General features: G+C 63.6%; 18 protein-coding genes. 9 read left to right on the top strand and 9 right to left on the bottom strand.

Going from position 1 to position 24523, the window contains the following annotated elements; translation table 11 throughout:
* Positions 1 to 283 precede the first annotated feature (283 nt).
* Complete coding sequence (locus NKJ88_RS05565) at positions 284 to 1366, top strand: transposase (RefSeq protein ID WP_352443690.1); 1083 nt, start codon at positions 284 to 286, stop codon at positions 1364 to 1366.
* Positions 1367 to 1671: 305 nt separating this feature from the next.
* Here NKJ88_RS05565 and NKJ88_RS05560 read toward each other — a convergent pair whose 3' ends face one another.
* Positions 1672 to 2145: a MarR family winged helix-turn-helix transcriptional regulator gene (locus tag NKJ88_RS05560; protein ID WP_031199558.1), complete on the bottom strand. Its 474-nt coding sequence runs from the start codon at positions 2143 to 2145 to the stop codon at positions 1672 to 1674.
* Between the two features lie 152 nt (positions 2146 to 2297).
* Here NKJ88_RS05560 and NKJ88_RS05555 point away from each other — a divergent pair, with 152 nt between their 5' ends.
* Both NKJ88_RS05555 and NKJ88_RS05550 read left to right on the top strand, forming a co-directional pair.
* Complete coding sequence (locus NKJ88_RS05555) at positions 2298 to 3113, top strand: p-hydroxycinnamoyl CoA hydratase/lyase (RefSeq protein WP_023701859.1); 816 nt, start codon at positions 2298 to 2300, stop codon at positions 3111 to 3113.
* A gap of 47 nt (positions 3114 to 3160) precedes the next feature.
* Positions 3161 to 4657 (top strand): AMP-binding protein, encoded by a 1497-nt coding sequence (locus tag NKJ88_RS05550; protein WP_502904729.1) that lies wholly within the window; start codon positions 3161 to 3163, stop codon positions 4655 to 4657.
* A 15-nt stretch (positions 4658 to 4672) separates the two neighbouring features.
* Here the strand turns inward: NKJ88_RS05550 and NKJ88_RS05545 are convergent, their stop codons facing one another.
* The 3 genes from NKJ88_RS05545 to NKJ88_RS05535 are packed head-to-tail and all read right to left on the bottom strand — an operon-like array spanning position 4673 to position 8762.
* Entirely contained in the window at positions 4673 to 5980 is a 1308-nt protein-coding gene (locus tag NKJ88_RS05545; protein ID WP_352443688.1) for a c-type cytochrome, read from the bottom strand.
* 10 nt (positions 5981 to 5990) lie between these two features.
* Positions 5991 to 8294, bottom strand: coding sequence for a xanthine dehydrogenase family protein molybdopterin-binding subunit (locus NKJ88_RS05540; protein ID WP_352443687.1), 2304 nt, complete (start codon positions 8292 to 8294; stop codon positions 5991 to 5993).
* Positions 8295 to 8309: 15 nt separating this feature from the next.
* On the bottom strand, positions 8310 to 8762 hold the full coding sequence (locus tag NKJ88_RS05535; RefSeq protein WP_031197152.1) for a (2Fe-2S)-binding protein: 453 nt from the start codon (positions 8760 to 8762) through the stop codon (positions 8310 to 8312).
* A gap of 174 nt (positions 8763 to 8936) precedes the next feature.
* Between NKJ88_RS05535 and NKJ88_RS05530 the strand changes: the two genes are divergently transcribed.
* Both NKJ88_RS05530 and NKJ88_RS05525 read left to right on the top strand, forming a co-directional pair.
* Positions 8937 to 9359: an OsmC family protein gene (locus NKJ88_RS05530; protein WP_023670326.1), complete on the top strand. Its 423-nt coding sequence runs from the start codon at positions 8937 to 8939 to the stop codon at positions 9357 to 9359.
* A gap of 44 nt (positions 9360 to 9403) precedes the next feature.
* Positions 9404 to 9943, top strand: a complete 540-nt coding sequence (locus NKJ88_RS05525; RefSeq protein ID WP_352443686.1) for a carboxymuconolactone decarboxylase family protein — start codon at positions 9404 to 9406, stop codon at positions 9941 to 9943.
* Positions 9944 to 9989: 46 nt separating this feature from the next.
* On the opposite strand, the gene NKJ88_RS05520 is transcribed toward NKJ88_RS05525, so the two are convergent.
* On the bottom strand, positions 9990 to 10448 hold the full coding sequence (locus tag NKJ88_RS05520) for a hypothetical protein (RefSeq protein ID WP_050586866.1): 459 nt from the start codon (positions 10446 to 10448) through the stop codon (positions 9990 to 9992).
* Between the two features lie 65 nt (positions 10449 to 10513).
* On the opposite strand from NKJ88_RS05520, the gene NKJ88_RS05515 reads away from it, so the two are divergent.
* Positions 10514 to 11257, top strand: a complete 744-nt coding sequence (locus tag NKJ88_RS05515; protein WP_023684794.1) for a 2OG-Fe(II) oxygenase — start codon at positions 10514 to 10516, stop codon at positions 11255 to 11257.
* 52 nt (positions 11258 to 11309) lie between these two features.
* Here the strand turns inward: NKJ88_RS05515 and NKJ88_RS05510 are convergent, their stop codons facing one another.
* On the bottom strand, positions 11310 to 11630 hold the full coding sequence (locus NKJ88_RS05510; RefSeq protein WP_245272119.1) for an EthD family reductase: 321 nt from the start codon (positions 11628 to 11630) through the stop codon (positions 11310 to 11312).
* A 222-nt stretch (positions 11631 to 11852) separates the two neighbouring features.
* Between NKJ88_RS05510 and NKJ88_RS05505 the strand changes: the two genes are divergently transcribed.
* A complete protein-coding gene (locus NKJ88_RS05505) occupies positions 11853 to 13475 on the top strand; it encodes an ABC-F family ATP-binding cassette domain-containing protein (protein WP_023689031.1) in 1623 nt (540 codons plus the stop codon).
* A gap of 45 nt (positions 13476 to 13520) precedes the next feature.
* Here the strand turns inward: NKJ88_RS05505 and NKJ88_RS05500 are convergent, their stop codons facing one another.
* From NKJ88_RS05500 to NKJ88_RS05490, 3 genes are all read right to left on the bottom strand, one after another.
* Positions 13521 to 16142, bottom strand: a complete 2622-nt coding sequence (locus NKJ88_RS05500; protein ID WP_352443685.1) for a bifunctional diguanylate cyclase/phosphodiesterase — start codon at positions 16140 to 16142, stop codon at positions 13521 to 13523.
* A 262-nt stretch (positions 16143 to 16404) separates the two neighbouring features.
* On the bottom strand, positions 16405 to 17298 hold the full coding sequence (locus NKJ88_RS05495; RefSeq protein ID WP_352443684.1) for a hypothetical protein: 894 nt from the start codon (positions 17296 to 17298) through the stop codon (positions 16405 to 16407).
* A gap of 244 nt (positions 17299 to 17542) precedes the next feature.
* Entirely contained in the window at positions 17543 to 19189 is a 1647-nt protein-coding gene (locus tag NKJ88_RS05490) for an acyl-CoA synthetase (protein ID WP_352443683.1), read from the bottom strand.
* A 201-nt stretch (positions 19190 to 19390) separates the two neighbouring features.
* Here NKJ88_RS05490 and NKJ88_RS05485 point away from each other — a divergent pair, with 201 nt between their 5' ends.
* Entirely contained in the window at positions 19391 to 20512 is a 1122-nt protein-coding gene (locus NKJ88_RS05485) for a KamA family radical SAM protein (protein WP_352443682.1), read from the top strand.
* 150 nt (positions 20513 to 20662) lie between these two features.
* Positions 20663 to 24472, top strand: a complete 3810-nt coding sequence (gene metH / locus NKJ88_RS05480; RefSeq protein WP_352443681.1) for a methionine synthase — start codon at positions 20663 to 20665, stop codon at positions 24470 to 24472.
* The last annotated feature ends 51 nt before the right edge of the window (positions 24473 to 24523 follow it).

The following is a 24523-nucleotide window of genomic DNA, read 5'->3' as shown; positions in this document are numbered from 1 at the left end:
GGTTGCCGATGGGCGAGCCTAGCAAAGAGCAGGGTGGAGAGGAAACGGGCGCGGTGAAGACTGCTGGCAGAGTGTTGCGCCAAACCTGGGCAATGCCGAGTTCCTTCGCACCCCCCTCTGGCCTGCCGGCCATCTCCCCCTCAAGAGGGGAGATCATCTGCGCCTACGGCGTCGCAACGTTGGAGATTTGGCGAAGGCAGAGGTGAGGTCCAATCTCCCCCCTTGAGGCATAGGCGCTAAGATAGGTATTGCCTTGCGGAATCGGGTGTGATTCTACGCTGCGATGACACACGAATCGCTTGTTGATGACGGCTGGGCCGAGACGATTGAGCTTCTGGGCGGCGAAGAGTTGATCGCAGGAAGTGCCCGCGAGACGAAGGCGTTCCTGCGCCCGCGCGGCGTCAGGTCGGCGAGCGACCTGTTGCGCCTGACACTGGCTTACTGCCTTGGCAAGGTTGGCATGCGGGGCGTCGTGGCCTGGGCGGCGGCGAGCGGGATTGCCGACATTTCGGACGTGGCGTTGCTCGGCCGGCTGCGCAATGCAGGACCATGGCTGCAGCAGTTGATTGGGCACCTTTTGAAGCGCGAGGATGCAGGTTTGGCCAAAGGCCGGCTGATCCGCATCCTCGATGCGACAGCGGTTGCCAAGGCCGGTGCGTATGAGAAGAAGAACAATGGTCTTTGGCGCATGCACTGCGCCTTCGAGCTTGAGCGCGAGCAGTTCGACTTCCTCGAGATCACCGACCAGAGCGAGGCCGAGTTGATCGACCGCGTGCCGGTGGTGGCGGGCGAGATCCGCATCGGTGACGGCGCCTATCTGCAGGCCGAGCGGATCGCCAAGGTGATGGCGCAAGGCGGCGATGTTGTTGTGCGCGCGTCGTGGAAAAACGCGCGATGGCTCGACGCCAACGGCAGGGCGTTCGATCTCATCGGCTACCTGGAGAGCTGCCGGGAGGAAGTCTGCGAAACGCCTGCCCGGCTGGCACTCAAGAAGGGCGAGCCTGTGAAGATGCGCCTGATCGCCTTGCGCAAATCCGAGGCCGCGGCACAAGAAGCGCGGCGCAAAATCAACAAGGAAGCCAGGGCCAAGGGCAACAAGGTTCAACCGCAGACGCTGATTGCGGCCGGCTTCGTCCTGCTTGTGACCTCGCTTGACCGGGAGGAGTTTCCCGCCGATACGGTCCTCAAGCTCTACCGCATGCGCTGGCGCATCGAACTCGCCTTCAAGCGCCTGAAGAGCCTGATCGGGCTGCGCTCTCCTCCCGCCAAAGACCCAAGGATCGCAAGGTCTTGGATCCTTGCACACTTCCTCATCGCGCTTGTGACCGAACCCCTCTCGCAGGAGTTGGGTGTCTCTCCCCCTTGAGCGACGGGCGCCCGCTACTGTGGCGCGCCACCCGCCAGATCGTCGCCTCTCTGATCGCGACCATCTTTACTCAACCTTCCTTGGCGGCCCTGCGCCAAAATCTCCATGCCTTGCGATATCGCTGGCGCGAACCACCACGAAAGCGCAAATTTCAGTCCATGCCAAAGCTATCTTAGCGCCTATGCCCCTTGAGGGGAGATGCCCGGTAGGGCAGAGGGGGGTGTCTCGCGTAAACCTCAGGTGGTGTTCGGCGTCGCCGCGCCCATCATCGCTACGATCAGCACCGAAGCACCCCGGCCTCCCTTTCAATCGCCGTCCTCGCTCCAGATCAGCCGTAACAGCCGCAGCAGTGTTGCCCGATCTTTTTTCGTCAGCCGTTGCAGGAACCGGTCCTCGTGGTTGCGCACTTTGAGCCGCCATGCCGGCATGGCGGCTTTGGCTGCCTTGGTCAGAGCGAGCACCTGCACGCGCCTGTCCTGCGCATGGTCATTGCGCTCGACCAGCCCGCGCTCCTCGAGTTCGGCCAGCAGCGGCGCCATGTTGGCGCTTTTCATGCCGAGCCGGCGGCAAAGCTCGCCGGCGCTGATGCCGGGCCGTTCGTCGATCAGCGCCAGCATCCCGTAGGTGACCGGGCGCAGTGAGGCATCGGCCATCTCGGCGGCGAAATCATTGAGCGCCAGGGTCGAAGCGCGCCGCAGATTGTAGCCGATCTGTGCGTCGAGCCTGTCTTCAGGCGCCACCCTAGCCACCTTGCCGCTGCGGTCCGATGTCTCGTCCATGCTGCAACCGATCGCTGCGACCAAGGTTCTTGTCAAGCAAAAAAGACTATGCAACATAGCAATTCTAAAAGCTATGTCACATAGCGATTGATGCAGGGGAAGAGCACAACTCTTCTCCCCGCCACAGGAACGCAAGCCGGAGGAGAGTTGCCATGACCGAAGAGACCGTTGCCTTCGACATCGAGGACGGCATCGCCTGGGTGCGCTTCAACCGGCCTGAAAAACGAAATTGCATGAACCCGGCGCTCAACCGGCGCATGATGGAGGTGCTCGACCAGCTGGAATACCGCGACGATGTCGGTGTTCTGGTGCTGTCGGGCGAGGGCAGTGCGTGGTCGGCGGGCATGGACCTCAAGGAGTATTTTCGCGAAACCGAGGCCAAGGGGCTGGGCGCCGTCCGCAAGGCGCAAGGCGAGGCCTATGGCTGGTGGCGGCGGCTGCGCTGGTATCGCAAGCCGACCATTGCCATGGTCAATGGCTGGTGCTTTGGCGGCGGCTACGGCCCGCTGTTTGCCTGCGACCTCGCTTTCGCCGCCGACGAGGCGCAATTCGCTCTGTCGGAGATCAACTGGGGCATCCTGCCCGGCGGCGGCGCCACCAAGGTGGTGGTCGATCTCCTGTCGATGCGCGACGCCATGTATCACGCGCTGACCGGCGAGCTGATCGACGGCAGGAAGGCGGCGGCCTGGAAGCTGGTCAATGAAAGCCTGCCGCTGGCGGAGCTGAAGCCACGAGTTACCGAGGTGGCGAACATCCTGCTGAAGAAAAACCCGGTGGCGCTGAAGGCGACCAAGGATGCTATCCGCCGCGTCGGCGAGATGACCTACGACAATGCCGAGGACTATCTGGTGCGCGCGCAGGAAGCGGCCAATTCCTACGACAATGACGGCCGCAAGGAAGGCATCCGCCAGTTCATCGACGAAAAGAGCTACAAGCCCGGGCTCGGCGCCTATGACAAGGCGAGGTGATCCCGGCGACCGACTGAGCCGAGAGTGAGGGCGCAATCCGGGAGAAGATGCGAATGCCGGCCTGGACGACTTCAGACCCCGTGGCGCTGCACGCGGGCGCGCAGCCGCAGCGCGTCGCCTGCGTCGATCTCGCATCCGGGCGGCGCTGGACTTACCGTACGCTCGACGAGGCCATCCAGCGCGCCATGGCTGTGCTGGAAGACTACGGCATCGAGCCGGGACAACGCATCGCGACGCTCGCCCGCAACAGCGCCGATCTACTCATCGCGCAGCAGGCCGCCATGCGGCTCGGCGCCATCTTCGTGCCGGTCAACTGGCGCCTTTCCGCCGTCGAGCAGCAGACGGTCCTGGCCGATTGCGAGCCGGTGCTGCTGCTGCACGACGCGGCGCTGATTACGGCGCTGCCAAAAGGCTGCGTACCTGTGGAGGTCAGGGCCTTTGCCGCGGCGGTCGAAGCGCAAGCGCCCGCGCTACGACGCGCTTTGCCGGCGGGCGATGTACCGTCGATCGTCCTCTACACCTCCGGCACATCGGGCCGGCCCAAGGGTGTCATCCTGACCGAGGCCAATGCGTTCGCCACCGCGGTCAATTTCGGCGTGCTCGGCCGCGTCGGCAATTCCAGCATCTTCCTCTGCGACGCGCCGATGTTCCATGTCATCGGCCTTATCACCAGCCTGCGTCCGCCCTTGCTGCAGGGCGGCACGGTGCTGATCTCGTCCGGCTTCGAGGCCGGTCTCACCAACCGCCGTCTGGCTGACCCGGACCTCGGCGTCACCCACTATTTCTGCGTCCCGCAAATGGCACGGATGCTGCGCGACGGCACCGCGTTCGCGCCGGCGAACTGGGCCACGCTGACGGCCATCTTTACCGGTGGCGCGCCCAATCCCGCCGCCGACATCCTTTGGTGGCTGGAGCAGGGCGTGCGCATGGTCGACGGCTTCGGCATGACCGAAGCCGGCACCGTGCTCGGCATGCCGGTCGAGGCACACCAGATCGCCCGCAAGGCCGGCTCCGCCGGCCTGCCGGCGCCGTCTTTGTCGCTGCGCATCGTGGACGAAGATGGCCACGACGCCGCAGCCGGCGAGCCGGGTGAGATATGGCTGTCAGGCCCCAATGTCACGCCGGGCTACTGGAACCGGCCCGATGAGACGGCGCAGGCCTTTACATCGGATGGCTGGTTCCGCACCGGCGACATTGCGCGCCGCGACGAAGATGGTTTCGTCACCCTCGTCGACCGCCGCAAGGACATGTTCATTTCGGGCGGCGAGAACGTCTATCCAGCCGAGGTCGAGATGGCGCTGCTCGATCATCCCGACATTTCGGAAGTCGCTGTCGTCGGGATCGCCGACGAGCGCTGGGGCGAGGTGGGGCGTGCCTTCGTCGTGCTGAAGGCTGGCTGCGTCCTCGATCCGGCGGCGCTCGCGGCGCACTGTGCGGCTCGCATCGCCCGCTACAAGGTGCCGAAGGAATTCCTGCTCACCGACGCGTTGCCCCGCACCGCCTCCGGCAAGATTCAGAAACACATTTTGCGCGGCTGCCGGTGACCCCACCGCCGTCCTTCACTGCGCCCGCGCTTTGGCCACGTCGGCCGGTGTGATGGCGGATTGCTTGCCGCCGAAATGCGCCAGCACATAGTTGCCGAGCGCCGCGATCTCGACATTCGAATAGGCATTGGCGAAAGCCGGCATCGCCTGCTTGCCGAGCGGCGTCGTCATATGCGCGCCCTTCAGGATGACCTGGATGAGGTTTGTGCCATCGGGGTCATTGACCGTGCGGCTGCCGCCCAGCGCCGCATAAGGTGTCTGCAGCCCTTCGCCGTTCCATCCGTGACAGCTGGCACAGGCGCCCTGGAACAGCTTCAGGCCGAGCCCGCCTTGCGCCACTGAATCGGCAGACGGAGCGTAGGCGACGGACGTCGTCAGTGTTGCCGGCGGCTCGACTTCGACGATCGCCTTGTCGCTGCTGACTTGCGGCGGCACGGTTTTCACATAGGCGACGATCGCCTTGATGTCTTCCGGCGTCAAATGGCGCAGGCTGTAGTCGACGGCTTCGCCCATGTTGCCGGTGGCCGCACCACGCCCTTCCGCATGACCCTTGGAGAGATAGTTGGACAGCTGCTGATCGTTCCAGCTGCTGATGCCGGTCGTCTTGTCCGAACTGATGTTGTAGGCCTTCCAGCCCTGCAATTCGGCGCCGGCGAATTTCTTGCTGTTGTCTAGCCCATAGAGCAGGTTGCGTGGCGTGTGGCATTCGCCGCAATGCGCCATTGCTTCGGTGAGATAGGCGCCGCGGTTCCATTCCGCGCTCTGCTTTTCGTCTTGCGGCAACGGACCGTCGGGAACGAACAACAGGTTCCAGAACCGCAGGACATAACGCTGGTTGAACGGAAAACTCAGATCGTTCTTCGGCGCCTCGGCGTGCACCGGCGGCAGGCTGAACAGATAGGCCTTGATCGCCAGCGCATCTTCCGTGGTCATCCTGGCGTAGGCCGCATAGGAAAAGGCCGGGTAGAGATTGCGGCCTTGCTTGTCGATGCCCTGATGCAAGGCACGCGCGAACTCCGCGTCGCTCCAGTCGCCGATGCCGGTTTCCTTGTCGGCGGTGATGTTTGGGGAATAGACGGTGCCGAACGGCAGCTTGAAGGCAACGCCGCCGGCATAGGGCTGGCCGCCTCCGGTTGTGTGGCAGGCGACGCAATCGGCGGCGCGCGTCAGATATTCGCCGCGATCGATCAGCGCCTGACCGGTCGGCAGTTTCGCCGCCGCCACGGAGACGTCCGGCAGCGACGCCGGTTTGAACAGGAAGATCGCAACGCCGGCGGCGATGACGACCACGACAGCGAGGAGGATGCGGACCAAGCTTCTCATGGCCTGGCCCTCACAGCGCTTCGGCTTCGGTTTCGATGCCGGTCTCCGGGCGCTCCCTGCTGTTCGCCAGCACCGCCAGCAAGGGTGCTGAGGGCGGCGGCACCATCGACACGCTGGTCTTATCGGCGCCGTCGCTCTTCAGCTGGTTGCGGTCGATGGGCAGGCTGCGCAGGCGTTTTCCCGTCGCGGCAAAGATCGCGTTGGCAAGGGCAGGCCCGGCCGAAACCGTTGCCGTCTCGCCGATGCCGCCGGGCGATTCCAGGCTCTTGACGTGATAGACCTCGATCTTCGGCGCCTCATTGTTGCGGAGGATGCGGTAGTCGTGAAAATTACTCTGGTCGACGCGGCCATTGCTGAAAGTGATGCCGCTGTAGAGCGCCGCCGACAGGCCGAAGATCAACCCGCCTTCGATCTGGGCTTCGACCGTGTTTGGGTTGATGGCGATGCCGCAATCGACGGCCACCACCGCGCGCTGCAGCGTAATCTCGCCGGCCGCTGAAACCGAGATCTCCAGCACCGCGGCCATGAAGCTGCCGAAGGCATCGTGCAGGGAAATGCCGCGGCCGCTGCCGGCCGGAAGCGGCGAGCCCCATCCCGACTTTTCGGCCGCAAGCTCGAGCACGCCTGCGGCCCGCGGCTGGTTCTTCGTCAGCGCCCGGCGATACTCTACCGGATCCCTGCCCACCGAATGGGCGAGTTCGTCCATGAAACTTTCGACCACGAAGACATTGTGCGTCGGTCCGACGCCGCGCCACCAGGTGATAGGCACCGGCGGATCCTCGCGCACCCAGTCGACCTGGATGACCGGCAGATCATAGGGCGGTTTGGCGGCGCCCTCGACGGCATCGTCGTCAAGCTTGTCCTGAGGCCAGCCGCCGGGGATGTAATTGCCCAACACCGAACCGCCGGCGACATGGTCGATCCACACCGTTGGCAGGCCGTCGGCGCCGAGACCGGCTGATATCCGGTCGTAGTAGGTCGGCCGGTAGAGATCGTGCTGGATGTCTTCTTCACGCGTCCAGATAACTTTGACCGGGTAGCTCACCTGTTTGGCGATCGCCACCGCCTGGCCGACATATTCGGCGACCAGCCGGCGGCCGAAGCCGCCGCCGATCAGGTGATTGTGCACGATGATCTTGTCGAGCGGAAAGCCCGTGACCTGTGCCGCCCAGCCTTGCGCCTGGGTGGGCACCTGGGTGCCGAGCCAGATCTCGCATTCATCGGCGCGCACATGCACGACGCAGTTGACCGGCTCCATCGGCGCATGGGCCAGGAACGGCAGCTCATAGCTCGCCTCGACCGTCTTGACGGCGGCTTTCAGCGCGCCGGCGACGTCGCCTTCCTGGCGCGCCATGATCGGTGTCTTGTTTTTGGACGCAGCCTTCAGCGTGTTCATCATATCGGCGCTTGAAAGCCTGGCGTTGGCGCCTTCGTCCCAGGTGATGGTGAGGGCCTCGAGGCCTTTCTTGGCCGCCCAGAAATGATCGCCGATCACGGCGACCGCATTGTCCAGCCTGACGATATCGCGCACGCCTGGGACGGCGCGTGCCGCCGTCTCGTCCACATCGCCGAGCTTGCCGCCGATCACCGGACAGGCGGCGACCGTCGCCACCTTCATGCCGGGCACGCGCACATCGATGCCGTAGACCACTGCGCCATTGACCTTGCCCGCCGTGTCGACCCGGCGCAGCGACTTGCCGATTAGCTGGAAATCCTTGGGGTCCTTGAGCTTGACGTCGCTCGGCACCGGTTGCTTGCCGGCTGCGTCGGCGAGCGCGCCATAGGCCAGCTGCCGGCCTGTCGGCAGATGCGTGACCACGCCAAGCTTGGCGCTGCATTCCGAAATCGGAACCGCCCATTGCGCGGCTGCTGCCGCAACCAGCATCGTGCGGGCAACGGCGCCTGCCTTGCGCAGCGATTCCCAGGTTGCCCGCATCGAGGTCGAGCCGCCCGTTGCCTGGCCGCCAAGCGCAGCGGTGGCGTACAGCTTGTCGTTGGGCGGCGCGTCGACGACCTTCACCTGGTCCAGGCCGACTTCCAGTTCCTCGGCAATCAACGTCGCTTCGCCGGTGTGCGTGCCTTGGCCCATTTCGATGTTGGGCAGGATGAAAGTGATCTTGCCGTCGCTGTCGACGCGGATAAAAGCATCGGGTGAAAAGGCGGCGGTGACGTCGCCCTCGACGGGTTCGGCGGCGGCAAAACCGGGCCTGGTGCCGGCGCCCAGCATGGTGAAGCCGAGCAGAAGGCCGCTGCCCTGCAGGAAGGCACGGCGCGAGGTGAATTTTTGGGTGGGGGAGGAGGACGGCTTGCTCATGGCTGGCTATCTCCCTCAGGCCTTCGCGGCCTGTTTTATGGCCGCTCTTATTCGCGTGTAGGTGCCGCACCTGCAGATATTGCCGGACATGGCGGCGTCGATATCGCTGTCGCTCGGGTCGGGGTTGCGCTCCAGCAGCGCCGAGGCCGACATGATCTGGCCGGACTGGCAATAGCCGCACTGGATGACTTCAAGGTCGAGCCATGCCTGTTGCACTTTCTTGCCCGATGGCGTCGCATCGATCGCCTCGACGGTGGTGACATGGCGCGACCCAACCGACGCGACCGGCAACACGCAGGATCGCACCGGTTGCCCGTCAAGCTGCACCGTGCAGGCGCCGCACTGGGCGATGCCGCAACCGAACTTCGTGCCGGTCAGGCCGATGACATCGCGCAGCACCCACAGCAATGGCATATCGTCCGGCACGTCGACACTGCGATCCTCGCCGTTTACATTGAGCGCAATCATGGGCCTCTCCTCGGTTATCCGCATCCCCGTGGACAATGCAGTAGGCACCTGTTTGCCGGTAGTGTCTAATCACATGCATGTTGTTCGGCACCGCAACGCGTGTGCAAATCGCACTCGTGTGCGCGCCACAGTGCCCCTGATCTTTGCCGGGCTGCCGGCTGAAAGGTTTTTGCGATGGCTGAGTTGAAGGTCAGAACCCGCGTCACCGGCGCGACGGCGACGCTGCAGCCCGGCGGCTTGCCTTCCATCACCACTCCGACCGGCGGTGCAGTCGATGTCGTCACCGGTGTCAGCGCGCCGGGCTTCAATCCGCTCGACCTGCTATACGCCTCGCTCGCCGCCTGCATGGTGCTGAGCGCGCGCATCGCCGCCTCCCGCCTCGGGGTTGCCGCCGCGCTTGGCGAGGTGCGCGCCGAGGTCAGCGGCGAGAAGGCCAAGGACGAGCCGTCGCGCGTCGAAAGGCTCAACATCAGGCTCGACATCTCAGGCGATCTCGACGCTGCGACCAAGCAGCGGATCGTCGAGGACGCCGAAGCGATCTGCACGGTGTCCAACACGCTGCGCGCCGCGCCGCAATTGCATACGACGCTTGGGTGAGGGCTTCGCAGAATGCCTCGCTGCCACCAACCAAGGACCGTCCCATGGCCATGATCCCGCCGATCGACTACGCCTCGGCATCGCATGACATCCGCGCCGAGCACGACAGGGAGCTTGGCCTGCGCAGACGCATGACCAACATGAAGCGCATCCTGCTGCATTCACCGGCGGCCCACCGCATCTATGCCGAATGGTTCACCCTGCGCGATCTGCTCAAGCCCGCACTCGACGACCGCGCTTTCTGGCTGTTGTCGCTGGCGATCTCCGAGAGATGCCGCGCCGAGATACCGCTTACCTTCTTCCGCCGCGCGCTGATCGATGGTGGCCTTGATCCCGAGGCAATCCAGCCAACCTCCGACGAGGCGTTGCTGATCGAATTTGGCAAGGCAGTCGCCGCCGATGCCAATGTCATTCCGAACGACATCTGGGCAGCGCTGAAGGCTCGCTATGACGACACGCTGCTGGTCAACCTCGTCGCCTTCGCCGGCATCATGGTGGCGACCTGCCTGTTCACAAACGCGGTGAGGGTCGATCTGGACCCTGAGTTGGAGGCGTATCGCCGCAAGGGTGCCGATCCGGTCTGATGCGATCGATACGCAGTCGATCTGCAGTGGATATCGCCCGGAAGGATCAGCCGTAGTAGCCGGCTCCAAACAGCAAAAGTGTTTCCACCTGGGAGTCCGCTTCTTTTCCTATGGCTGTCCAGATGCTGATGCCGAGAGCATTCGAAATCGCGCTATCGATCTCGACCTTCACATTGGGGTCGGTTTGTCTCAAGAACCTCAGCGCAACCTCCATGGAAATCGGAAACAGCGACGCGCCACCCAGTTCCAAGATCGCAGGCGAGGTGAATTCTAGCGCTTCGAGTGCGCCATCGGCCTTGTAATAGGCGAATACTCCAAGGTCCGGCCAATAGTCGGCCGGAACGCTGGTTGGGCTCCGCCGGAAGACCTTGAGCTCTCCTGAAAAGAAGGATCTGACAGTCGCCTTAGACGATCCGAGAGGAAGCCCTTTGACGCCATTTAGCGGTTCGATCGAAAGATGCATGTACACAGTTAATCGCTGCCGGCAGCAGATGACAATGTTCATCGCAGGAATCGGGTGGCCCAGGCGCCTCGTTCGCCCCACTTTGACCGCAAGCAAAGGAGGCATCCATGACCATCCATTCGATAAGCACCAAACGCGCAGCCCATTCGGCCGAAGCGCGCATCGCAGCGCAGGACTGGAGTGCTCTGATCGGCGAACTGAACAGCCACGGCAGCACCGTCATGCCGGCGCTGCTTTCACCCGAGGAGTGCACCGAGATCGCCGGTCTCTATCCGCATGAGGACCATTTCCGCAGCCATGTGGTGATGGCCCGCCATGGCTTCGGCAAGGGCGAGTACCGCTATTTCCGCTATCCGCTGCCGGATCTGGTCGGTGGCCTGCGCACCGCGCTCTATCCCAGGCTGGCCGGCGTCGCCAACGACTGGAACGAACGCATGGGCGCGGCACGGCGCTATCCCGATGACCACGCCGCCTTCCTCCAGCTTTGCCACGAAAGCGGCCAAACGCGGCCGACGCCGCTTCTCCTGCAATATGGCCCCGGCGACTTCAACTGCCTCCATCAGGACCTCTACGGCGATCTCGCTTTTCCCCTGCAGGTGGCGATCCTGTTGTCGCAGCCCGGCGAGGATTTCACCGGCGGCGAATTCGTGCTGACCGAGCAGCGCCCGCGCATGCAAAGCCGTGCCGAAGTGGTGCCGCTGACCCGAGGCGATGCAGTGATCTTTGCTGTCCACAATCGCCCGGTGCAAGGCACGAAAGGGCACTACCGCGTCAATCTCCGGCACGGCGTCAGCCGCCTGCGCTCGGGACGGCGGCATACGGTGGGGATCATCTTCCACGACGCGAAGTAACGTCGTCCGCTTCGGCGCGGCTCCTTCGTTCCACTCCGAGATCGGCTAAGATTCACACTTCGTCGACGTCGAACAGCAGCATCGTCAAGTCATCGTCTCCTGGGGCGAGTATACGCCGGTCAGCGGCGCAGGCAATGCCGATTTCGGTGGCAAATGCGCTCTGCATATCGGCGAGGCTGTCGAAATAGAGTGTCCCGACCAGATACGGAATCTCGCCCGCCGAGCGCTTGATGATGGGCCGCCTGCTGATGTCGTAGCGCCGCAGGCCGGGAAGCTTCTTGGCCAGCGGCACATGAACCTCGAAATAGTGCCGGTCGAACGCCTCCGGATCAGCCGGGGTTTTGTAGATCACGAGCATCTTGGCCATCGTCATATTCCTGCCTGTTGGTGTCGCTGTTTGGGGGCCATGCAGGCCGCCGTGCCAATGTCGGTCCGCGAGGGCGGTTTTCGACAATCGCTGGATTTTTGTTTTCGAGCGCGATGACGGGGTCCTCGCCACCATCTGTGGCGCTTCTGCCTCTTTCCTCCTTGCGCTCATTCGCGTATGGCCCCGGGCAAATCCCTCAACTTTGCACCAACTCCCCCGGACCGCCTCATGATCCGTCTTGAAAGCATCAGCAAACAGAACGGCCGCCAGCTTGTCTTCATCGAGGCCTCGGCCTCGCTACAGAAGGGCGAGAAGATCGGCCTTGTCGGTCCGAACGGCGCCGGCAAGACGACTTTGTTTCGCATGATTACCGGCCAGGAGCAGCCCGACGAGGGCCAGGTGCAGGTCGATCGCGGCGTCACCATCGGCTATTTCAGCCAGGATGTCGGCGACATGGCCGGCCACAGTGCTGTGGCCGAAGTGATGAACGGCGCCGGGCCGGTCAGCGACGTGGCGGCCGAAATGGCCGAACTCGAGGCGGCCATGGCCGATCCCGAGCAGGCCGACCGGATGGATGAGATCATCGAGAAATATGGCGAGGCGCAGCACCGTTTCGAGGAACTCGACGGCTATGCGCTCGATGGCCGCGCCCGCGAAGTGCTGGACGGCCTGGGCTTCAGCCAGGAAATGATGGACGGCGATGTCGGCAAACTGTCCGGCGGCTGGAAGATGCGCGTGGCGCTGGCCCGCATCCTGTTGATGCGGCCCGATGTCATGCTGCTCGACGAACCGTCCAACCATCTCGATCTCGAAAGCCTGATCTGGCTGGAGCAGTTCCTGAAAGGTTATGAGGGCGCGCTGCTGATGACCTCGCACGACCGCGAGTTCATGAACCGCATCGTCAACAAGGTGGTCGAGATCGACGCCGGTTCGCTCACCGCCTATTCCGGCAATTACGAATTCTACCAGCAGCAGCGGGCGATCGCCGACAAGCAGCAGCAGGCGCAGTTCGAGCGCCAGCAGGCCATGCTGGCCAAGGAGATCGCTTTCATCGAGCGCTTCAAGGCGCGGGCGTCACACGCCGCCCAGGTGCAGAGCCGGGTGAAGAAGCTCGACAAGATCGATCGTGTCGAGCCGCCCAAGCGCCGTCAGATCGTGAATTTCGATTTTCAGCCGGCGCCGCGCTGCGGCGAGGATGTCGTGACGCTGAAGAACGTCCACAAGGGCTATGGCAGCCGCTCGATCTATGAGGGGCTGGACTTCCAGGTCCGCCGCCGCGAGCGCTGGTGCATCATGGGCGTCAACGGCGCCGGCAAGTCGACACTGCTGAAGCTGGTGGCCGGCGCGTCTGACCCGGATGCCGGCACAGTTGCTCGGGGGCCGAGTGTGAAAATGGGCTATTTCGCCCAGCACGCCATGGAGGTGTTGGAGGGCGAACGCACCGTGTTCCAGACGCTGGAGGACGCGTTTCCGCAAGCCGGCCAGGCGCCGCTCAGGGCACTCGCCGGCTGCTTCGGCTTTTCCGGCGACGAGATCGAGAAGAAATGCCGGGTGCTGTCGGGCGGCGAAAAGGCGCGCCTGGTAATGGCGCTGATGCTGTTCGACCCGCCCAACCTGCTGGTGCTGGACGAGCCGACCAACCATTTGGACATCGCCACAAAGGAGATGCTGATCACGGCGCTGTCGCAATACGAAGGCACCATGCTGTTCGTCTCGCACGACCGCCATTTCCTGGCCGCACTCTCCAACCGCGTGCTGGAACTGACGCCAGAAGGCATCCACACCTATGGCGGCGGCTATACCGAATATGTGGAGAGGACCGGGCACGAGGCGCCGGGGCTGCGGACCTGACGCAGGTCCTGCGTCCGCATTTGCGTCCGGCAAAGCCAGGATTTGTCAGCTCGCCGCCAGCCATTTGCGCGACTGCGCGAAGGCCTTGAAGGCTTTGGCATCCATCGGGTAGCCGAACAGGAAGCCTTGCAGGATGTCGCAGCCAAGCTCTTTCAGGATGCGCGCGTGCTCCATCGTCTCGACGCCCTCGGCGATCACTTCGATCCCGAGCGACTTGCCGATGTCGATGATGGACGACACAAGCTGCCGCTGTGCGGTTGAGCTGGTGATGGGGGTGACCAGCTGGCGGTCGATCTTGAGGCGACGGGGCCGCAACTTCAACAGCGAGACGATCGAGGCATGCCCGGTGCCGAAATCGTCGATCTCGACGTCGATGCCGAGCCCCTTGATGTGTTCGATGTTCCAGCTGACCAGCTCGTCGTTTTCGTCGAGGAAAATCGACTCCACCAGTTCGAACGACACGGTCCCTTCCTTGATCGGAAGCTTGCGCAAACCCTTGATCAGGTCCCTGTCTTCCAGGCGCCGTGCGGAAACGTTGACCGAGACGCGCGGGATGTTGAGGTGGCTGCGCGACCAACGCTCGAAATTATCGAGCGCCTGCTCCAGGACGGTGCGGTCGATAAGCGCCACGACATTGAGTTCTTCAGCCACCTTGATGTAGGCGTCGGGGGTCAGCATGCCGCGTTGCGGGTGATCCCAACGCGACAGCGCCTCGACGCCGACGATCTCCAGCGTCTTGGCGTCGAACTGCGGCTGATAGTAGACGATGAATTCGTTCCGCTCGAGCCCGCCCAGAATCTCGTCGGCGGTCTGCTTGGTCCGCACGATCTCGCTCTGCAGCTCTTCGTTGAAAAACTCGTAGCGGTTGCGGCCGCGGCCTTTCGCCCGGTACAGCGCCAGATCGGCATTGACAAGCAACTGCCTTGCATCGACGCCGCTATTGGCCGCAATGCCGATGCTGACGCCGAACCGGCACTGGTGACCCAGATAGTCGACCGGCTGGCGCATCGCATCGATAATGTGGTCGGCCAGCGCGGCGAGTTCCTTGTCGTCGCGTCCATGGCTCAGCACGACAAACTCGTCGCCGCCGATGCGCGCAACGAAATCGGCACTGCCGACGCTGGCCTTGATGACTTTCGAAGCATGCACCAGCAAAGCATCGCCCGCTGCATGGCCGAGCGTGTCGTTGATCTGCTTGAACCGGTCAAGGTCGAGATGCAGCAACGCCGCACGGCCGTCGGCTTCGCGGTTTTCGGCAAGCATCTCGTCCAGATACCGACGGTTGGGCAGACCGGTCAGCGAATCATGCATCGCGACATGCTCGATGCGGGCTTTGGCCAGGTTCAGTTCGGCATTTTTCGATTCTGAAAGGCGACGTTCACGCATGAGATTCTCGTTGAGCAGCACGTCGCCTGTCACATCCCATTCGGCGCCGATCATTTTTGGCGTGCCGTTGATGTCCCGGAAGAAACTGGCGCGGGTGCGCACATGGCGAATGGTGCCGTCCGGCCGCAGGAGCCGATACTGCGAAGAGTAGGGGCCTTGTGTTGCAACAGCCGAATCGAAATCTGCTTTAGCCCGTTCGAAGTCTTCGGGATGAATCGCCAAGGCCCAGTCGTCATAGCTACGGGTCTTGCCGCCGGCGGGTTTGCCATAGATTTCGTTGATGCGGTCGTCCCATACGAGTTCGTTGCTGACGGTATCGTGCTCCCACACGCCTATAGCAGAGGCTTCCAACGCCAGCTCCAGCCGCCGGGACAGGCGCCTCAACTCGGCGTCATTTTTCTGCCTCTCACCGAAAAGACGTCCTGCCACGAGGATCGGCAGCACCACCAGCGCGCCGGCAAGCGCCATGAGCAGACGCAACAGCCACTCATTTTTCGGAGCGGTCGGCCAGCCGCCCTTCGGTATGGCTGAAATTTGCCAGGAGCCTGAAGGCAATTGCACCTCTGCCATCACCGGATTGCCGGACACGACATTATCGCCGCCGAAGAACAGTTCCCCGCCGCCGCCGAGCGCATCCTTGCCGATAAGCGCCACATCGATATCCAGATCAGGGTCGGTCAGTCCGCTGGCAGCGTAGAGCCGATCGACATCGATCACGGCCGAGACGATACCCCAAAAACGGTCGCCGCCACCCGCCGTCGGCACGAAGACCGGGATACGGCCGATGAAGCCACGTCCGCCTTGCGCCAGTTTGACCGGCCCGGCGAGCACCAGCGCGCGCTGGTCACGGGCGCGAAGCGCGGCCATGCGTTGCGTATCGCTCTTGCGGTAGTCCAGCCCGATGGCTTTTTCATTGCCTTCCAGCGGATATATCAGCGCGATGACGAGGTCGGGGGCGCCGGCAATATCGCGCAACTGCGATTTTTGCTCCAACAAATTACGGGCGAGTGCCGCAAATCTTTGCTGGCCCATATAGGGCTCGGTAACGATTGTCGAAACGAGACCCTGAACCAGCTGGAGATTGCCGCCTATGTTGCCTTCGAGCTTGGCGCGTATGATGTTGACCTTGGCCAGGACGTCGGCGCGCGCCAGCTGATCGGAGACCTCTCTGTTCCTCTGGTCGGCAACCAGGGCGCAGACGAGAAGCACGACAAAGGCAATCGCCGCCGGCAAGTTGGCGGAAGAAAAAACGGCCCGTTTCAACCGGCCGGAATTGAGCATTGCACCTGCCAACTCGATCCGAAGACCTTTCCAGGACAGTAGTCCTTCGGTCGACCATAGTAGCTAAAGCTTAAGTTTGAGCTTCGAGACGAATCCGAGAACAAACGGTAAGCTTTTGGCTGCCAGGGTCCAGCCGAAATCTGAATGAGTGTCCGAAAGTAGGACGCCAGGTTGCAGAGTTCTGCAACCCGGCGGCGAAGTCATATTCGCCTCAGATTGCAACAAGCCGCCTGATCTTGCCGCGTGGGCTCTTGCGGGAGGCTTACTTCCCAGCCATTTGATCGGCCAGTGCCTGCGCCTGGGCCAGCAGCGCCGGGAAAGCCGGGTCAGCCGGCAGGCGCTGCGCCATGCAGGCCCGGTAGTCGCTGTCGCCCTTGTCCCAGGCGGCGTTGGAGGAATCGAACGCTTTTTCGTCCTTCAGGTCCGATGCCTGGTAGGCCGCCTGGAATTTCTGCGCTGCGGCGTCCGCAGCAGCCCACACTGCGTCGCAGGCGGCGATCTTCGGAACTGCAGGGGCTGCCGGCGCTGCGATAATTCTCACGCTGTTGCCTTTGACGAGCGTAACGACGACTTCCTGCTCGTAGATCGGTCCGACATCCTGCGTCCAGCCGCCGAGCCGTGCGAAGGCGATGTCGGCGCCCTCGGGTTTCTTCAACGGAAAGTCGAGCGTTCCCTCGAAGGCGGCGTCGCTGTTGATCGCCTGGGTGTAGAAGGCATCGAGCTTAAGCGCCTCATCGATGCCGGCGGGCAGTTTGAAACTCTCGTCGGTCTCGGCGGTTCTGGACTGGAGCCAGCGCTCCAGCAGCCCTCGCGTCGTTGCCATCAGGCTAGGCCCGTCGTCGTCCTTGGTGTATCGCAGTCCATCGAGCATGCCATAGCCGATATCGGAGTCGCTGAGGCTTTCGATATTGATTGTGCCGGTTGGGGGGAAGTCCTTGACCGCCAACGGACCGATGATGCCGGCAAGACGCTGCTGGAGGTCGGCCAGCGCCTTCTCGTTCTCAGCGTCGATGGTCTCGATTGCCGCGTTCGCGCTGTTCAGCGCCGCGATATCAGCCATCGCCTTGTCACGCGCGGCGACATAGTCGTCCTCCGGCGAGGCCGCGAAAGCCACGCTGCTCACCAGCGCAAACAGAAACGTCCAGACCCACCGCATGATATAAACCCTGCCCTACGTTCGATTCCAAGGATACATGACAACATTGGGCTGAAAAAAGACGGCGTTGGAGCTGCAGATCTCTCCCCTTGAGGGGGAGATGGCCGGCAGGCCAGAGGGGGGGCGCCGCGCGTGAAGCGCTGACTCCTTTTTCAGCGCGAGACGACGTTAGCGCTTCACGCGCAACGACGCCCTCTGTCGCCTTCGGCGACATCTCCCCCTCGAGGGGGAGATTGGCGCCTAATCACGCCTTGCGCTTCTCCACCTCCGCCTTCCTCAGCAGGAAGCGCTGGATCTTGCCGCTTGGGGTCTTCGGCAGTTCCGTGATGAACTCGACCTCGCGCGGGTAGGCGTGCGCCGACAGCCGTTTCTTGACGTGCTGGGCCAGCTCTTCGGCGAGCTCCGAATTGCCCTTGTAAGCCGGCGCCAGAACGACGAAGGCCTTGACGATCTCGGTGCGCTGCGGATCGGGCACGCCGACGACAGCCGCCTCGTTGACCGCCGGATGCTCGATCAGCGCGCTTTCGACGTCGAACGGGCCGATGCGATAGCCGGCCGAAGTGATGACATCGTCGGCGCGGCCGATGAAGGAAACCGAACCGTCCGGCTCGTACTCCACCGTGTCGCCGGTGCGGTAGTAGCCGCCCGTGATCGCCGGCGTTTGCGCCTGGTGATAGCCGTCGAACCAGCGCAGCGGCGAGTTGGCGATATCTACGGCGAGGATGCCGGGCTGGTTGGGGCCGAGCTCGTTGCCGGCCTCGTCCAGTACCACCATGCGGAAGCCCGGCATTGGGAAACCGGCCGAGCCCGCGCGCACGACATGCGAGAGCCCATGATGGTTGTTGACCATCATGCCGTTCTCGGTCTGGCCGTAATGGTCGTGAATGGGCGCGGCGAGATTTGCGTCGAACCAGCGGATGACTTCCGGGTTGAGCGGCTCGCCGGCGCTGCTCACCACGCGCAGTCTGCCTTTGACACGGGCCGCAGCTTCCGCGCCTTCCGCCATCAGCAGGCGATAGGCGGTCGGCGAGCCGGCAAGGCTGGTGACGCCGAGCCGCTCGATGATGTCGTAAGTGCTCTTGGCGTTGAAGGCGCCTTCATGGAAGGTCGTGGCGATGCCGAGCTGCAACGGGCCGGTGATGGCGTAATAGAGGCCGTAGGCCCAGCCGGGGTCGGCGATGTTCCAGAAGATGTCGTCGGGCAGCAAGCCGATCGCGTCGCGCATATAGGCGCCGAAGGCGAGCAGGGCGCGGAGCGGCACCGGCACGCCCTTGGGCAGGCCGGTCGTTCCCGACGTCGACATCATCATGAACAAGTCGTCGCCCTTGCGCATCACCGGCTGGCAGTCGGGCGAGGCGGCGGCAAGCGCGGCGCGGAAATCGATGTCGCCTGCAGGCAGCACATCGCCATTGCCAAGAATGGTGGCGATTTGCGCTGATGTCTCGACCTCGTCGAGCTTACCGCGATCGGCCGGGTTGGTCACCACGATCCTGGCGCCGCTATAGCCGAGGCGGTGCTCGATGGCTTTCGGACCGAAGGCGGTGAACAGCGGCTGGTAGACCGCGCCGATGCGCCACGTCCCGAGGATCAGCGCCACCAGTTCGGGGACGCGCGGCAGCATGCCGGCGACGACATCGCCGGCACGGACGCCGGCGGCCTTGAGCACATTGGCGGCGCGCCCCGACATGTCGGCGAGATCGTCGAAGCTGAATTCGCGAAGCTCACCGCCGGCCGAGATCGCGCGCAGCGCCAGCCGGTTTTGTCCGGTGTAGCGGCCGCAGCATTCGACATAGGCATTGATGCCGGTTCCAGGGTTGCCATACAACCACGCGATCTCATCTTCGATGCGAAAGCGCTGAGCGGCATCCTCATAGCGCGGCATTTTGCTCATTGCGGTCCTCCCTAAGCGGCGCCCATCTCCCCTTGGAGCGCCTTATCGGTCAGATTGCCTGAAATTGCTGCGCTGGTCGATTACGGCGATAGTCGGGGGATGCGAAGGATCGCAGCGCAGCGACAATCCGCGCCGAGCCACTGCTGTTGACCGAACCATCCATCCGGCCGATAGCACCGCCAGAATTGCCCCGAGGCCCCAATGACCCCAGACTCAACTTTCGATGACGCGGCCATCGCCGACGAAGGACGCGATGCCGACACCGCCTGGCAAAACGACATCCGCGCGGGCGTGCGCCACGTCCGCGATCTCGCCTCGCTGCCGCTGTCACCCGCCGAGCGCGCGGCGGCGCAGGAGGCGGCCGTACGCCACAAGGTGCGTGCCCCCAAAACCTATCTCGACCTGATCGACTGGAACGATCCCGCCGACCCGATCCGCGCCCAAATCATTCCATCGCCGGATGAGCTGACGGAAACGGAAGGCGAGCTCGACGATCCGATCGCCGACCATGCCTTCAGTCCGGTGCCGCGACTGACGCACCGCCACGCCGACCGCGTGCTGTTGTTTGCGACCTACCAATGCGCGGTCTATTGCCGCTTCTGCTTCCGCAAGGAATCCCTGACCTCGATCGGCCGCGGCTATACGCGAGAAGCGCTCGAAGAGGCTTTTGCCTATATCGAGGGCCATACCGAAATCCGCGAAGTGATCCTGACCGGCGGCGATCCGCTGTCGCTGCCGGACAAGGCGCTGGCCGAAATCCGCGCCCGCATCGAGGCGATCGCGCATGTCAGGCTGCTGCGTATCCACACACGCGTGCCTGTCGTGCTGCCCGCGCGCATCACGCCGGGGCTGGTTGGCGCCTTGCAGGGCCGGCTGATGGTCACAATCGTCACCCATTTCAACCATGCGCGGGAGATCACGCCGGCCACCGAATTGGCCTGCCGCGTCATGCGCCAGGCAGGCTTCGTGCTGCTCAACCAGAGTGTCCTGCTCAAGGGCGTCAACGACACGGTCGAGGTGCTGGAGGAACTCTGCCGCGAACTGATGTACCGGCTCGGCGTCAAACCCTATTACCTGCACCATGGCGACCTCGCGCGCGGCATGGCGCACAGGCGCACCACGATTGCGCAGGGACAGGCGCTGGCCGGTGCGTTGCGCGCCCGCCTGTCGGGCATCTGCAATCCCGTCTATGTGCTGGACCTGCCGGAAGGCGGTGGCAAGGTGCCGCTCGGGCCATGCCATGTCGAGGGCCGGGACGGGCAGGACTGGCGCATCCGCGGCCAGGACGGCGAGGTGAGGCTGTATCGGGACGTCGTGGTGTAGGCAGGGCGCAGCGGCGACGATGACCGCCGCCGTCACATTGTCGATCGGGATGACCATCGCACCAAACTCTCGCCACTACGCGTTCGCCTGCATTCCGTATGTTGACATAAAGATATCCTTATGTGATGGTTGTCGCCTCAAGGATAAAAAATGTCGCAGAATTCTGCATCGCTGGACGCAATGTTCGGCCCCGTCGCGGCCAAGCCCGACGGTTCGGAAGTGCTTGCGGCGCTCACCGCGGCGGCACGCGAACGCATCCTCATCCTCGACGGCGCCATGGGCACGCAGATCCAGGGTCTCGGTTTCGACGAGGAGCATTTCCGCGGCGAGGCTTTTGCCGGCTGCGCCTGCCACCAGCAGGGCAACAACGACCTCTTGATCCTGACGCAGCCGAAGGCGATCGAGGAGATCCATTATCAATACGCCATCGCTGGCGCCGATATCCTCGAGACCAACACCTTCTCCTCGACCTCGATCGCCCAGGCGGATTACGGCATGGAGGATGCCGTCTACGCGCTGAACCGCGGCGGCGCGCGGCTGGTGCGTCGGGCAGCGGCGAGGGCACAGCAGGAGGACGGCAAGCGGCGCTTCGTCGCCGGCGCGCTCGGGCCGACCAACCGCACCGCCTCGATGTCGCCCGACGTCAACAATCCAGGCTACCGCGCCGTCACCTTCGACGATCTGCGCCTGGCCTATGGCGAGCAGCTGCGCGGCCTGATCGACGGCGGCGCCGACATCATTCTCATCGAGACCATCTTCGACACGCTGAACGCCAAGGCGGCGATCTTCGCCTGCAACGAGATATTCATCGAAAAGGGCGTGCACCTGCCGGTGATGATTTCCGGCACCATCACCGATCTCTCCGGCCGCACGCTGTCGGGCCAGACGCCGACGGCGTTCTGGCATTCGGTGCGCCATGCGAGCCCCTTCACCATCGGCCTCAACTGCGCGCTCGGCGCCAACGCCATGCGCGCGCATCTGGCTGAAATATCGGGTGCCGCCGACACCTTTGTCTGCGCCTATCCGAATGCCGGCCTGCCCAATGAATTCGGCAGGTACGACGAGAGCCCGGACTTCATGGCCGCGCAGATCGAGGATTTTGCGCGGGAAGGGCTGGTCAATGTCGTCGGCGGCTGCTGCGGCTCGACGCCGGACCACATCCGCGCCATTGCCGAGGCCGTGAAAAAATATCCGCCGCGCGCGATTCCCGAGATCGAGCGCAAGATGCGCCTGTCCGGGCTGGAGCCGTTCACGCTGACCGATGAGATTCCCTTCGTCAATGTCGGCGAGCGCACCAACGTCACCGGCTCGGCCAAGTTCCGAAAGCTGATCACGGCGGGCGACTATGTTCCGGCGCTCGACGTGGCGCGCGACCAGGTCGCCAATGGCGCACAGATCATCGACATCAACATGGATGAAGGCCTGATCGATTCGAAGAAGGCGATGGTCGAGTATCTAAACCTGATCGCCGCCGAGCCTGACATCGCGCGGGTCCCGGTGATGGTGGACTCCTCGAAATGGGAGATCATCGAGGCCGGGCTGAAATGCGTGCAGGGCAAGCCGCTGGTCAACTCCATCTCGATGAAGGAAGGCGAGGAAGCCTTTCTGCATCACGCGAAGCTGGTGCGCGCCTATGGCGCGGCCGTGGTCGTCATGGCCTTCGACGAGGCCGGTCAGGCCGACACCAGGGCGCGCAAGGTCGAGATCTGCACCCGCGCCTACAAGCTGCTCACCGAACAGGCCGGTTTCCCGCCCGAGGACATCGTCTTCGACCCCAATGTCTTCGCGGTCGCCACCGGCATCGAGGAGCACGACAATTACGGCGTCGACTTCATCGAGGCCACCGGCGAGATCACCGCCACGCTGCCGCATGTCCATATCTCGGGCGGCGTCTCGAACCTGTCCTTCTCGTTCCGCGGCAACGAGCCGGTGCGCGAGGCCATGCACGCGGTGTTCCTCTACCATGCCATCCAGCGCGGCATGGATATGGGCATCGTCAATGCCGGCCAGCTCGCCGTCTACGACACGATCGAGCCGGGGCTGCGCGAGGCGTGCGAGGATGTCGTGCTCAACCGCATGCCCAAGGCCGGCGGCACCGCCACCGAGCGCATGCTGGAGATCGCCGAACGCTTCAAGGGCACGGCCGGCAAGGAAGCCAGGGAGCGCGATCTCGCCTGGCGCGACTGGACGGTCGAGCAGCGCATTTCGCATGCGCTGGTCAACGGCATCACCGAATTCATCGACGCCGACACCGAAGAGGCGCGGCATGCGGCCGAGCGGCCTCTGCATGTCATCGAAGGCCCGCTGATGGCCGGCATGAATGTCGTCGGCGATCTGTTCGGCGCTGGAAAGATGTTCCTGCCGCAAGTGGTGAAGTCGGCGCGCGTGATGAAGCAGGCGGTGGCCGGATTGTTGCCGCACATGGAGGCCGAAAAGCTGGCCAACGCCGCCAACGGCATCGACAATGGCGAGCGCCAGACAGCGGGAAAAATCCTGATGGCGACGGTGAAGGGCGATGTCCACGACATCGGCAAGAACATCGTCGGCGTCGTTCTGGCCTGCAACAATTACGAGATCATCGATCTCGGCGTCATGGTGCCGGCGGCAAAGATCCTGCAGACGGCGCGTGAGCAAAATGTCGACATCATCGGCCTGTCCGGCCTGATCACCCCGTCGCTGGACGAGATGGTGCACATGGCCGCCGAGATGGAGCGTGAAGGGTTTGACATTCCGCTGCTGATCGGCGGCGCCACGACCAGCCGCGTGCACACGGCGGTGAAGATCCACCCGCGCTATTCCAAGGGACAGACGGTCTATGTCAATGACGCCAGTCGCGCCGTCGGCGTCGTGTCATCCTTGCTGTCGAACGAGACCAAGGGCGGCTACGTCGACACAGTGCGGGCCGAGTACAAAAAGGTCGCCGACGCGCATGCCCGCTCCGAGGCCGACAAGCAGCGGCTGCCGCTGGCCAAGGCCAGGGCCAATGCGCACAAGGTCGACTGGTCGACCTATGAGCCGCCGAAGCCGTCCTTCACCGGCGTCAAGGTTTTCGGCAACTGGGACCTGACGGAGCTCGCGCGCTACATCGACTGGACGCCGTTCTTCCAGACCTGGGAGCTGAAGGGGCGTTACCCCAAGATCCTCGATGACGAGAAGCAGGGAGCCGCCGCGCGCCAGCTTTTCGAGGACGCGCAGGCGATGCTGAAAAAGATCATCGCGGAAAAATGGTTCGCGCCGCGCGCCGTCATCGGCTTCTGGCCGGCGAACACCGTCGGCGACGACATCAGGCTGTTCACGGATGAGGCGCGTTCGCGGGATCTGGCCACCTTCTTCACGCTGCGCCAGCAGCTGACCAGGCGCGACGGCAAGGCTAATGTCGCGTTGTCGGATTTCGTCGCGCCTCAGGACATAGGCAAGCCGGACTATATCGGCGGCTTCATCGTCACCGCGGGGATCGAGGAGATGGCGATCGCCGAGCGCTTCGAACGCGCCAATGACGATTATTCCTCGATCATGGTCAAGGCGCTGGCCGACCGTTTCGCCGAAGCTTTTGCCGAGCGCATGCACGAGAAGGTGCGCAAGGAATTCTGGGGCTATGCATCAGACGAGAAGCTGGCCCCCGACGAACTGATCGGCGAGCCCTATCGCGGCATCCGCCCGGCGCCCGGCTATCCCGCGCAGCCCGATCATACCGAGAAGGCGACCTTGTTCCGGCTGCTCGACGGCGAGCGCAATGCCGGCGTCAGCCTGACCGAAAGCTATGCGATGTGGCCGGGCTCGTCGGTATCAGGAATCTATCTAGCACATCCCGAAAGCTATTATTTCGGCGTCGCCAAGGTCGAGCGCGACCAGGTCGAGGACTACGCACGTCGCAAAGCCATGCCGCTGGCCGATGTCGAGCGCTGGCTTGGGCCGATCCTCAACTATGTGCCCGTGGATTATGCCGAGGCGGCGGAATAGCCGGGACGTGATCTAGCCCAATGGCTGCTCGACCGCTCCCTTGATTTTTCA

Source organism: Mesorhizobium sp. M0016, from assembly GCF_040324035.1.
GTDB lineage: Bacteria > Pseudomonadota > Alphaproteobacteria > Rhizobiales > Rhizobiaceae > Mesorhizobium.
The sequence above is the reverse complement of the archived record's forward strand: the minus strand, read 5'-3'. Positions and strand labels throughout refer to the sequence as shown.

Coding starts and splice junctions, on each gene's coding strand:
- NKJ88_RS05565 (WP_352443690.1), top strand. CDS start 284: ATGACACACGAATCGCTTGTTGATGACGGCTGGGCCGAGACGATTGAG.
- NKJ88_RS05560 (WP_031199558.1), bottom strand. CDS start 2,145: ATGGACGAGACATCGGACCGCAGCGGCAAGGTGGCTAGGGTGGCGCCT.
- NKJ88_RS05555 (WP_023701859.1), top strand. CDS start 2,298: ATGACCGAAGAGACCGTTGCCTTCGACATCGAGGACGGCATCGCCTGG.
- NKJ88_RS05550 (WP_502904729.1), top strand. CDS start 3,161: ATGCGAATGCCGGCCTGGACGACTTCAGACCCCGTGGCGCTGCACGCG.
- NKJ88_RS05545 (WP_352443688.1), bottom strand. CDS start 5,980: ATGAGAAGCTTGGTCCGCATCCTCCTCGCTGTCGTGGTCGTCATCGCC.
- NKJ88_RS05540 (WP_352443687.1), bottom strand. CDS start 8,294: ATGAGCAAGCCGTCCTCCTCCCCCACCCAAAAATTCACCTCGCGCCGT.
- NKJ88_RS05535 (WP_031197152.1), bottom strand. CDS start 8,762: ATGATTGCGCTCAATGTAAACGGCGAGGATCGCAGTGTCGACGTGCCG.
- NKJ88_RS05530 (WP_023670326.1), top strand. CDS start 8,937: ATGGCTGAGTTGAAGGTCAGAACCCGCGTCACCGGCGCGACGGCGACG.
- NKJ88_RS05525 (WP_352443686.1), top strand. CDS start 9,404: ATGGCCATGATCCCGCCGATCGACTACGCCTCGGCATCGCATGACATC.
- NKJ88_RS05520 (WP_050586866.1), bottom strand. CDS start 10,448: ATGAACATTGTCATCTGCTGCCGGCAGCGATTAACTGTGTACATGCAT.
- NKJ88_RS05515 (WP_023684794.1), top strand. CDS start 10,514: ATGACCATCCATTCGATAAGCACCAAACGCGCAGCCCATTCGGCCGAA.
- NKJ88_RS05510 (WP_245272119.1), bottom strand. CDS start 11,630: ATGACGATGGCCAAGATGCTCGTGATCTACAAAACCCCGGCTGATCCG.
- NKJ88_RS05505 (WP_023689031.1), top strand. CDS start 11,853: ATGATCCGTCTTGAAAGCATCAGCAAACAGAACGGCCGCCAGCTTGTC.
- NKJ88_RS05500 (WP_352443685.1), bottom strand. CDS start 16,142: ATGCTCAATTCCGGCCGGTTGAAACGGGCCGTTTTTTCTTCCGCCAAC.
- NKJ88_RS05495 (WP_352443684.1), bottom strand. CDS start 17,298: ATGCGGTGGGTCTGGACGTTTCTGTTTGCGCTGGTGAGCAGCGTGGCT.
- NKJ88_RS05490 (WP_352443683.1), bottom strand. CDS start 19,189: ATGAGCAAAATGCCGCGCTATGAGGATGCCGCTCAGCGCTTTCGCATC.
- NKJ88_RS05485 (WP_352443682.1), top strand. CDS start 19,391: ATGACCCCAGACTCAACTTTCGATGACGCGGCCATCGCCGACGAAGGA.
- metH (WP_352443681.1), top strand. CDS start 20,663: ATGTCGCAGAATTCTGCATCGCTGGACGCAATGTTCGGCCCCGTCGCG.